This window comes from Archangium sp., assembly GCF_036389735.1.
Taxonomy (GTDB): domain Bacteria; phylum Myxococcota; class Myxococcia; order Myxococcales; family Myxococcaceae; genus Archangium.
In genome coordinates, this window is the sequence record NZ_DASVWK010000953.1 from 1 (window position 1) to 9,980 (window position 9,980).

Below are 9,980 nucleotides of genomic sequence, written 5' to 3' on the forward strand. Positions count from 1 at the left end.
CCCTTCCAGCGGATATCAGCTGATACAGCGAAACACGGGATGGGACCGGCCTCAATGAGGCACGGAGCCCGGGGGCTCGACCTGCTCCACCCGCTTCTGCAACTCCGGGTCATCCGCCACGTCCGGTCCAAGCTGGACGAATGACAGAAGCAGGGTCCGGGCAGCCGCCTCCGGGCGCGCCTCGGCCTGGGCCACGAGCTGCTGCCGCCGGGACTGAAAGCCGGCGAGGGACTCCTCGAGCGCACTCCGGGTGGCCTTGTCCTTCGCCGCGGCCAGACGCTCGCGGGCCCGCTGGATGTTCTCGTCCAGGAGCTTCAGGCCCTCCCGGGCCCGGTCCGCCTCGGAGAGGTCCACGAAGGGCCCCTTGCCGTCGAGGGACAGCTCCAGGCGGCCCACCTGCCTGCCGCGCTCGCCAGAGGGCAGGAGCGTCACGGAACCGTGGCGCTGCGCCACCCCGGGAATGCGGCCCTCGTGCGACTGCACGATGATGTCCACCGCGCCGCCCACGTCCCGCGCCAGCGCCTGGGCCTCCGCCAGCGGCAGCGCGGCCAGCACCACCACCACCTCCACCTTCTCCTTCTCACGCAGGCGGCGGGCCTCGGCGAGCGCCGCGGGCACGGGGGGCCGCCCCACCACGCCCGACGCCACCTCGCCCTCGGGAGACAGCCCCACCACGCCGAACTTCCTCCCCTCCACCGTCACCATCGAGGAGGCCGCGAAGAGCAGCTGGCCCTTCGCATCCACCAGGTTGGCCGACAGCAACCGCATCTTCGCCTTCCGGGTGGCCTTCTTCAGGAAGTCCGTGCCGAGCACCAGGTCGCGAGCCCCCACGGCCATGGCCGCGGTACCCATCGCATCCATCTGCTCGAGCAGCAGCTCCGCGCGCGTCTGGGCGTTCGGATCACCTCCGGACTGGGGGAACTTGAAGAGCGCGTTGCCCGCGTCCAGCACCAGCACCGGACTCCCCTTCGCGCGCTCCTGCGCGAAGAGCGTCTTGCGTCTGGCCAGTCCGCCCGCCGGGCTCTGCCTGCAACCACAATGGGCGATCTCCCCTCCGTTGTCTCCGGTGAAGAGGAGCACCGCCTTCCGGGGCGCCGCGCCAGCAACCAGGGGATTGATCAACAGAACCAGCAGGGCCAGCAGGGCCGATCGCACTCTCATCAGAACCTCGAAAGACAGACGCTCCAAGACAACCGCGGCCGGGCAGAACCCACCCGGCCGCCCCTCTCGAACCGCGGAGGGACTAGTAGTGACGGATGGCGTGGTAGGCGGTGCCGGCGTTGCGGTTGTTGAACACGCAGCCGTACGAGCAGCCCTTGCACTCGTAGGCGTTCATGTAGCCCCAGCCATCACCCGACTCGTAGAGGAAGATGTGGCCAGCGCCGTTTTCGTTGTAGACCATCGCGTCGGCCTTCAGCACGCTGCCGCGGGAGACGGTGAACCACTGGCTGCTGTCGGAGTTGAAGCTGACGGTGCTGTAGGGATGTGAGTCCACCGCCACGTTGTTGTTGGTGCTGGGCACCACCCACGCCTTGGCGATGAAGCCGGAGCAGTCAGCGCCGTACGAGCCGGAGTGCGTGCAGCTCCCGCAGCTACCCGAGCACGAGCCCGGGGCGGCGCCCGGCTTCCAGGCTCCGTGGCCCCACCAGTAGGAGAAGCCCACCACGCCCTCAGCGCGGACGATGGACTCATCGCGCGCCGTGGAGGTGCTTTTCACCAGGTTGAGGTAGCTGCCGGAGGCCCAGCCAGTGACGCCGCCGTAGTACACCTTGTACCAGCCGTTGGTGGGGCAGCCGCCGCCCCACTCGATGACCTCGCTGCTGGCCGGCATGGTGACGATGACGCCGTAGGTCGTCGCCGGGCCCGTGCGCAGGTTCAGATCCCCAGTCGTCGTCAGGAGGGACTTGGCGGTGACGCACGTAGTCAGCGCGTTCGCGCTGGCGCCGATCTCCTCGTCCACCCCCTTCAGCTCCACACTCTCCACCGCCGTCTGGCCGCCACCGCAGCCCACGGCCACGAAGGCCAGTACAGCCAACCACTTCAAGGGATGACCGCTCACGCTCTGCTTGCTCATACACACCTCACGTCGGGGGGGGACCGCGGCGAAAACCTCTGCGTCGAACAGCCCTTTTCACGCGATACAGGTCGAGGAGCCCAGGAGTCAGGGCGGTTCTGAAGAAGCCATAGATAGCTTTTCCCAGGAAAATGGAAGTATCATTTTTTCCTTGAAAAGCGGTTCTGCGACATTTGACGCAAGATTACCGCCTTGTGCGCCGCTCGAGTTCAGCGACAGCACGACTTCCAGGCGCTGCGCGTGCGCATCACGGCCCCGGTGGCCGACTACCCGGACGAAGTCGCTGGCACGCGGCCCCAGACCATCGAGGTGTAACGCGAGCCCGGCTCGGCCTCGAGTCCCAGCTTCTTCAAGTCCTCCGAGTACTTCGCCCCCTTCACCACCACCCACCGTTTTGCCACGCGCCGGGCCTCCTCCAGCGTCTCGGCGGTGAGCGGCGCGTGCTCGGCGAACCGGCGCAGCATCTCGAAGCCCGGCTGGGATTTCTTGGGCTTCTCGAACATCGGATCGAAGAAGACGATGTCGAACGCACCCGAGGGCAGGGAGCGCAGGTACTCGTGCGCGTCCGCGTGCAGGGCCTCCACGTGGCGGGAGTCCGGGCCGTACTCGTAGGCCTTCAGGCCCTCGGACACGACGGCGTACAGCGCGAGGCTCTTCTCCAACGCCACCACCCTCCCCTCCGACCCCACCACCAGCGAGGCCACCAGCGCGTCCTGCCCGAGCCCCAGCGTGCAGTCGAGCACGTGGTCTCCCGTGCGAAGCTCCGCCACCCGGATGAAGGCGTCATCCCGCTGCCCCGACTGGATGCGCAGCCGCCGCAGGTGCGCCATCCCCGGGTTGAAGCTGAACGTGCCCTCCTGGTCCCACAGCGAGACGCCCTCCCGCTCGAAGACGATGAAGGCGTCCGCCACCGACTCCAGCATGGGGCCGATGGGTTCCTTCTTCCGGCGCGGGATGAATGGGAGGTTCCACTGGCGCGCGGCCTCGCGGGCCCGGGTCACCAGTGTTTCCTCCGGCTTGCCGCTCGTCGTCACCGCGAGGGGAACTCGGCTCCGCACGTTCAACTCAGCCCTCGACGGCCTGGAGCTTCCTTCCGCCCTGCGCCTCGGCCACCGTTACCGACTGGTTCCGGCCGTGCCGCTTCGCGTAGTACAGGCACTGGTCCGCCTGCTCCACCAGCACCAGCTTGTCCGTGCCGTGGTCCGGCGCCGTCGCGATTCCCAGCGACAGCGTTATCTTCAGCGGGCCCATCTCCGTCTGGAACACCTCGGCCTTGATCGCCTCGCGGATCCGCTCGGCGATCACCTTCGCCCCCTTGGCATCCGTCTCGGGCAGGAGGATGGCGAACTCCTCTCCGCCGTAGCGCGCCACGATGTCCGTGTCCCGCGCATGCTCCTTCAGGATGCGCGCCACCCCCTTGAGCACCTGGTCTCCCGTCAGGTGGCCATAGGTGTCGTTCACGCTCTTGAAGTGGTCCACGTCCGTGAGCATCAGCGAGCACTTGCGCCCGTACCGCCGCGAGTGCGCCAGCATCTCGTCCGCCTTCGACTGGAAGGTGCGGTTGTTGTACAGGCCCGTCATGCCGTCCGTCGTCGCCATCCGCTCCATCTGCTCGTAGAGCTGGGCGCGCAGCACCGCCTGCGCCGCCTGGATGGCGATGACCTCCAACATCCGCAGCACGTCATGATCCAGCGCGGCCTTGCGGCGCGAGCCCGCCACCAGCGTCCCGAGGATCCGGTCCCCCGCCGTGAGTGGGAAGATCTTCAGCGCCCCCAGACCACGGATCTGCGTCTCCTCGTCGAAGATGACCTGCCGATCCATCGCCTTCAGGTCGCGCCCGGGCAGCGGCGCTCCGTAGCGCACCACGTTGGCCACCAGCCCGTTGTTGTCCGGGAAGGAGCGGCCCTCGAGCGCCTTGCTGCCCTGCGCCGCCACGCCCAGCATCCGCGCCACCTTGTGGACGCGCTTGCCGTCCACCTCGTTGACGATCGTCACCGCGCTGAAGTCCAGCCCAGCGAGCTGCCGCGCGCTCTCCAGCACCGCCAGGAACACCTGATCCGGGCTGCCGGCGCGGTTGAGCTCCTCGATGGCGCGGAAGAACCGGTCCTTCTCGTCGCGCGTCTTGCGGATGTACGTCATCACCCGCTCCACCTCGATGGAGCGCAGCACCTCGGCGGCGATCGTGGTGAGGAGCTTCTCGTCGTCGTCCGAGAAGGGGTTGTGCGTGAGGCGATCCGCCAACAGCACCCCGCGCACCAGCCCGCTGCCGCCCTCGATGATGGGCACGGCCAGCACGGCCCCCACCGCCGGAGCGCCCCCGTCGTACCAGGTGATCCCCTTGAGCCCGTGGGCCGAGTGCATCCGCACCGGGGCCCGGCGCTTCAGCACCCCGCCCAGCATGCCCTCGCCCGCGGCGAAGCTCTCGCGCTGCACGCGATCGGACATGCTGCGGCAGTCGTACAGCTTGAGCCCCTTGTCATCCGAGGAGAGCAGGAAGGCCGCGCAGGTGTGGGTGCGCAGGGCCGTCTCGGCGATCTCCAGCCCGGCGCCCACCGCGCCCTCGATCTCCTTCACCGAGGCGAGCAGCCATTTCTCCTCGTCCTTCACGTCGGGAGGGGTGTCGTGGGAGCCGGAGCTGACGAGGCGGAAGGTGCGGGCGCGCTCCTCGACCTCCTTGATGCGCTTCTCCACCGCGGAGCTCTCCGCGTGGCGGGCCGCGGCGATGCGGGCCGAGAGCACCAACTGGTACAGGCCAGCGAAGAGGGCGAGGAAGAGCGAGTGGGTGAGGAAGGAGGTGATGCTGCGATCCTGGCCCTGGAGGGTGACGGGCGCGTCGAAGGCCAGCGCCACGCCGAGCAGGGCCAGGCCCGTGTTGCGCGGCAGGAAGGCCACCAGGAAGGCCATGAGCAGGTAGATGAGCGGGAACACCGCGCCACCGGCGATGGCCACCACGATGAAGGACGCGGCGATCAGCACCCCGCCCAACTCCAGGTCATCGCGGAAGTAGAGGGGGGCGCCCACGGCGCCGCGGGTGAAGCGCCGCCAGGCCACCACGCCGAGCCCCGCGAGCAGGAAGAGAACGAGACAAGCCTCCGTCCACCCAAGGGTGTGCAGGCCGCGGAAGCCGCCGCGTGCCAGATGGGCGAAGGCGGCCAGCACGGCGGCCGGGGGCACGGTCCGCACCACGGGGCGCAGCAGCTTGGAGACTGGAGGAACGGCCGAGAGCACGGACATGTTTACTCCAGATGGAAGACGAGCTCGCCCGGCTTGATGTAGCCGAGCTCCTCGCGCGCGGCGCGCTCGAGGGCGACAGGGTCATTGCGAAGCGCGTTGATTTCTCGCAGGAGGGCGTCGTTCTGCTCGGAGAGCACGCGGTTGCGCTCCTGGATGACTTCCACGTCGTGGCGCAGGCGCAAGTAGCGGCGGAAGCCCTTCGCGTCCACCACCGAGACCAGCGTGAGGATCGCGGCCACGCACGCCGCTACACCCAGGAGCTTTCGCCGCACCGTCATGAGTGCGCGGAAGGTACCAGCGGCGACACCCCCGGCAAGAAATCCGCTCCAGCCCTGTAGCGCTCCTCAGCGCCGCAGCAGCGTCGTCACGGCCTTGGACACATCCTCGTGGCCGGCCATGCCCTGCCACGCGCCGGCCACCCTGCCCTCCTTGTCCAATAGGAAGGTGGCGGGCAGCGCCGGAATGAGCCCGAAGGCGCTCCGCCCCTGCTGCATGGGCTCGTCCGATACGAGCACCGGGAAGTTGAGGGCGTACTGCTCGGCGAAGGGGGCCAGCACCCGCTCGCCCTCCAGATCCAACCCCACCAGAACCACCTGGAAGCCCTGGGGGCCATGCTCCTTCTGGAGCGCCTCCAGCGTAGGCAGCTCCGCCAGGCACGGGAAGCACCAGGTGGCGAAGAAGGACACCAGCACCACCCGCCCGTTCAGCCCCCGCCAGTCGTAGCGCGTGGGCCCCACCGAGGGCAGCAGCAGCGAGCGCAGATAGGGAGACGGCCCCTGGGGGGCCTCGGGGACCCGGCGGCACCCGCCCACGGCCAGCACCAGCGCGCACCCCAGGACGAGCGCCGCGCGCCTCATGCCTCGCTCTTGACCACCGGGCCGCGCTGACAGTTCCGGCACAGCCCGTACAGCTCCATCTTGTGCGACGTCACCCTGAAGCCGTGCTTGCGCGCCACCGCGTCCTGCATCTGCTCGATGCGGTCGTCCTCGAACTCGACGATGGTGCCGCAGTGGGTACAGATGAGGTGATCATGGTGCTCGCGCCCGGCGGCCGCCTCGTAGCGCGTCTGCCCGTCGCCGAAGTTGCGCGCGTGGGCCAGACCACACTCGTTGAGCAGCTTCATCGTCCGGTACACCGTGGCCACCGACACCTTGGTGTCCTGCTGGCGTACCTTGTTCCACAGTTCCTCGACCGACAGGTGGCCGCCCACGGAAAAGAAGGTGTCGATGATGAGGCTGCGCTGGCGCGTGCTCTTCAGCCCGTGCTGCGCCATGTAGCGCTGGAGGACTTCGTCCTTCTCGTGGTTCACGGCCCGCCTGCCTTCCGAGCAGGCCCTTGAGCCCCTCGGTGCGCCGAGTGTCTACCGGTCGAACTTCCCGGCCGCACGAACCCCTGCCCGGACGCGACCGCGACTTGCACCCGTCCCTGGCTGTTTAGATTGGGGCCCGTCGGATTCATTGACACCCGTCTGCCAGCAAAGATAGAGGCACCCGGCCTCGTAAACGAGCATTTTTCCGCAACTTTATGAACACTCCCTGGCAGAGACAGCGGCAACCCGATGACGTCCCCACCCCCGTGGCGGTGGCCGTCTCCGACTACTGCCGGCGCGCGAAGTCGCCTGCAACCCCCACCGAGGTGCGCGAAGCGCTCGCCCTGCTGTCCGAGGCCGACGACTTCCGTGTGCGCACCTTGACCGACACCGAGCCCCAGGCCCGGCCGCTCGGGCCCTTCGCGGTGGTGGACGTGCTCAAGGGCACGGCCCCGGAACTCGCCGCGAAGCGTCAGGAGGTCGGTTTCTACGGGGTGGTGCAGGAGCTGGCCCGCGTGCACGAGGAGAAGCATCCGCCCGCGCCCCCTCCCGCCCCGGAGGTGCCTTCCTTCGCCACGCCGGCCGCCCCCAAGGCCGCCATCCCGGCGCCGGTGCCCGCCAAGGCCGAGCGCTCCGCGAAGACGAAGGGCGAGACGATCCAGTCGCGGATCGCCCCCCGCAAGCGCACCATCCCCGAGGAGGCCCCGTCCGACGAGGGCTACGAGGACGAGGGGCCGAGCTTCCTCAAGAGGGATCTGCCCAAGCCGCGCGGGCGCTTCACCCGCCTGGACGCTCCCAAGACGAGCTTCCAGGAGCTGACGCGCACCACGGGCAGGGAGATCCTCGAAGCGGCGATGGAGTCCCACGAGCACCGCTTCGCGCTGCTGGGTTCGCTGGCCAGCCAGTACAACGGCCCCCGGGGAGACCTGGCGCTGACGGACCTGGAAGCATTGCTGGGGGATCACGGGTTGATGGATGCCGTGATTTCCCGTGAACGCCAGGCCGTCCTCTCCTCCTACTCCGAGCACCGGGGTGCCGCCGGCCGTGTCGGCTGGGCGCTGGGCTTGAGCCCCTCCGAGCTGAAGCAGCTCGAGAGCAAGGCTGGCATCTCCCAGGAGGTGGAGGAGGTGCGCGAGCGCTTCCGCCGCGAGGCGCTCACCTCGCGCCACCTCACCCAGCGGTTGGATCTGCTCGGGCGAGACAAGTACCTGGCGGACCTGGGAATCAAGAAGCGGTTCACGGACATGCTGCGCCGGGAGCTCGAAATGCTGGTGCGCGACGAGGTGCCGGCGGCGACGGGCGTCCCCGCGCTCGCCGATGCGGTGGGCCGCAAGCATGGCGCCCCGTCCGAGCTCGTGCTCCGTGCCCTCGAGCGTCTGGGACTGGCCGAGGATCTGCGCAAGCGGACCTCGTCCAGAGCCCCCCACTCCACGACCTGAGAAGAAGAAGAAGAAGAGGCCTGAGTCATGCCCATCTACGAATACGCCTGTCAGTCCTGTGGAAAGATGATCGACGTCCTCCAGAAGGTGAGCGACCCGACTCCCGAGTCCTGCACCGCGTGCGGCGCGCAGGGCACGCTGAGCAAGGTCGTCAGCCGCTCCAGCTTCGTCCTCAAGGGCGGCGGCTGGTACTCGGACCTGTACAGCTCCACCAAGAAGGACGGGAGCTCCAGCGGCGGTGCGAGCAGCAGCAGCGCCTCCTCGTCCAGCACGCCCGCCAGCTCGTCTGACTCGGGGTCGAGCAGCACCAGCTCCGCGAGCAGTACCAGCACCGCGAGCGCCCCGGCGGCGGCGGCGGCCGGCACCAAGAGCTGAGCGGCGGAAAATTCGCGTGGGTGCTGGAGGGGAGGGAGACTGGCCACGTGCCCTTTCCTCCCTCCAAGCGCCCACCCCGTCGTTGTGTCCTCTGTGGCCATCCGGAGTTGACCGACGCGCGCGGTCACGGCCGCTTCCTGCTGGTTCCGGATCCCGATGGCCGCGGCCCCATCTGCCCCCCGGTGAAGGGCTGTGGTGCACAACGCCAGCGCGCTGGTGACACTGCGTCGCTGACGCCGAGCCCCCGCTAGGCTAAGCAAGGGCCCCTCACGCGTTTCAACGCCGAGGTGCGCCCGATGGTCGTAGCCCTGTTGCTCGCGTCGTTGCTCTCCGTCACCCCCGCCGAGCCGGCCTCTCACGCCGATCCGACGATCTCCCTCGCCCGGTCCATGGAAGGCCGCCACGCGCGGCTGCTGGACGGGCTGGAGCTGGCAGCGACCTTCAAACCCTCCATCACGCCCGCGCTGCGCATCACGGACTCGATGCGCTTCGGCCTCATGGGCGCTCCCCTCCCCCTGGACACCGGCGGCGGCGTGGACGCCGAGGTGCGCCAGGCGCTCGCGCTGATTCTGGGACTCTTCATCGGCTTCGGCACGGGCCACCTGATCGCCAGGGACAAGGACGGCTTCCTCCTGTTCCTCATCGTGGACCTGGCCATCATCGTGGTGAGCAGCGTCTTCAAGCTCGCCGTGGGAGGCTGGTTCTGGGGGCTGGGAGGCGCCGCCCTGCTCATCTCGCACGTCATCCAGGGCATCGACGCCCTGGGCAAGGCGGGCGGCCCCCGCCTCGTGGAGGCCACGCGCCAGCGCGCGGTCCAGGTGGCGGACATGTCGGGCGGACGCGACACCCCGCCCATCACCACCCGCGCCTTCGCCCTCTCCTTCTGACCCGAGGTCCACCCGTGAAACGACTCCTCGTCCTCATCGCGCTCGCGCTGGCCACCGGCTGCGCGAGCCAGTCCCTGCTCAGCCCGGAGGATCGGCAGAAGCTCGAGAAGGATTTGAGCACCGGCCCGACGTCGGTGCGCTACCTGAAGGTCTCCAGCTACCTCACGCCCTTCTTCGGAGACGCCTCGAAGCGGCTGCTGACGCCCTATCCGCCAGAGGAGGTGCGGCTGCTCAACGACACCAAGGGCAACCCCATCAACCCCGGTCCGGTGCAGACGCTGCTGCCGGCGGGGACCAAGGTACGCATCCTGAAGGTGGAGTTCCCCACCGCCTGGGTGATGGCCGAGCGCGTGCTGTACTCGCCGCGCACGCAGCCGTGGGTGTACCTGGAGATCGAGGGGGCGCCGCCGGGGGCGCCGGTGGTGCTGGTGCTCCCGCCGAGGAGCAAGACGCGGGAGGACTTCCTGGCGGAGGTGGACCGGCACCTGCTGGAGCAGGATCCAGCGCCGCGGATCGCCAAGTTCCATGCGCGCTTCCAGGAGGCGCTCAAGCAGAAGAAGGTGCTCGAGTCCATGCCGGAGGCGGCGGTGGAGATGTCCTGGGGCCTGCCGGAGCGCATCAGCCGCTCGCTGCAAGGGCAACAGGTGCTCCAGGAGTGGATC

11 protein-coding genes are annotated in these 9,980 nt (G+C 68.9%); 4 read left to right on the forward strand and 7 right to left on the reverse strand.

What is annotated here, in order from left to right; genetic code table 11:
* Window positions 1-51: 51 nt before the first annotated feature.
* The 7 genes from VF794_RS33895 to VF794_RS33925 form a co-directional block, all read right to left on the reverse strand.
* A complete protein-coding gene (locus VF794_RS33895; RefSeq protein WP_331117261.1) occupies window positions 52-1,161 on the reverse strand; it encodes a 5'-nucleotidase in 1,110 nt (369 codons plus the stop codon).
* An 82-nt stretch (window positions 1,162-1,243) separates the two neighbouring features.
* Window positions 1,244-2,074, reverse strand: a complete 831-nt coding sequence (locus VF794_RS33900) for an SH3 domain-containing protein (protein ID WP_331117262.1) — start codon at window positions 2,072-2,074, stop codon at window positions 1,244-1,246.
* A 266-nt stretch (window positions 2,075-2,340) separates the two neighbouring features.
* The gene (locus VF794_RS33905) at window positions 2,341-3,138 is read right to left on the reverse strand and encodes a class I SAM-dependent methyltransferase (RefSeq protein WP_414640997.1); all 798 of its coding nucleotides are present in this window, start codon (window positions 3,136-3,138) and stop codon (window positions 2,341-2,343) included.
* A gap of 1 nt (window position 3,139) precedes the next feature.
* On the reverse strand, window positions 3,140-5,308 hold the full coding sequence (locus tag VF794_RS33910) for a diguanylate cyclase (protein WP_331117264.1): 2,169 nt from the start codon (window positions 5,306-5,308) through the stop codon (window positions 3,140-3,142).
* Window positions 5,309-5,310: 2 nt separating this feature from the next.
* On the reverse strand, window positions 5,311-5,586 hold the full coding sequence (locus VF794_RS33915) for a septum formation initiator family protein (protein ID WP_331117265.1): 276 nt from the start codon (window positions 5,584-5,586) through the stop codon (window positions 5,311-5,313).
* A gap of 66 nt (window positions 5,587-5,652) precedes the next feature.
* Window positions 5,653-6,165 carry a TlpA disulfide reductase family protein gene (locus VF794_RS33920; RefSeq protein ID WP_331117266.1) on the reverse strand — a complete coding sequence of 171 codons (513 nt, stop codon included), beginning with the start codon at window positions 6,163-6,165 and terminating at the stop codon, window positions 5,653-5,655.
* Window positions 6,162-6,581 (reverse strand): transcriptional repressor, encoded by a 420-nt coding sequence (locus tag VF794_RS33925; RefSeq protein ID WP_331117271.1) that lies wholly within the window; start codon window positions 6,579-6,581, stop codon window positions 6,162-6,164. The genes VF794_RS33920 and VF794_RS33925 overlap by 4 nt, the downstream gene beginning before the upstream one ends.
* A gap of 251 nt (window positions 6,582-6,832) precedes the next feature.
* Here VF794_RS33925 and VF794_RS33930 point away from each other — a divergent pair, with 251 nt between their 5' ends.
* The 4 genes from VF794_RS33930 to VF794_RS33945 all read left to right on the forward strand — a co-directional run.
* On the forward strand, window positions 6,833-8,056 hold the full coding sequence (locus VF794_RS33930) for a hypothetical protein (protein ID WP_331117267.1): 1,224 nt from the start codon (window positions 6,833-6,835) through the stop codon (window positions 8,054-8,056).
* 27 nt (window positions 8,057-8,083) lie between these two features.
* Window positions 8,084-8,431 carry a zinc ribbon domain-containing protein gene (locus tag VF794_RS33935; protein WP_331117268.1) on the forward strand — a complete coding sequence of 116 codons (348 nt, stop codon included), beginning with the start codon at window positions 8,084-8,086 and terminating at the stop codon, window positions 8,429-8,431.
* Window positions 8,432-8,727: 296 nt separating this feature from the next.
* On the forward strand, window positions 8,728-9,318 hold the full coding sequence (locus VF794_RS33940; protein ID WP_331117269.1) for a hypothetical protein: 591 nt from the start codon (window positions 8,728-8,730) through the stop codon (window positions 9,316-9,318).
* A gap of 14 nt (window positions 9,319-9,332) precedes the next feature.
* Window positions 9,333-9,980, forward strand: a 648-nt coding sequence (locus tag VF794_RS33945) for a hypothetical protein (RefSeq protein WP_331117270.1), incomplete at its 3' end; no start/stop codon positions are given.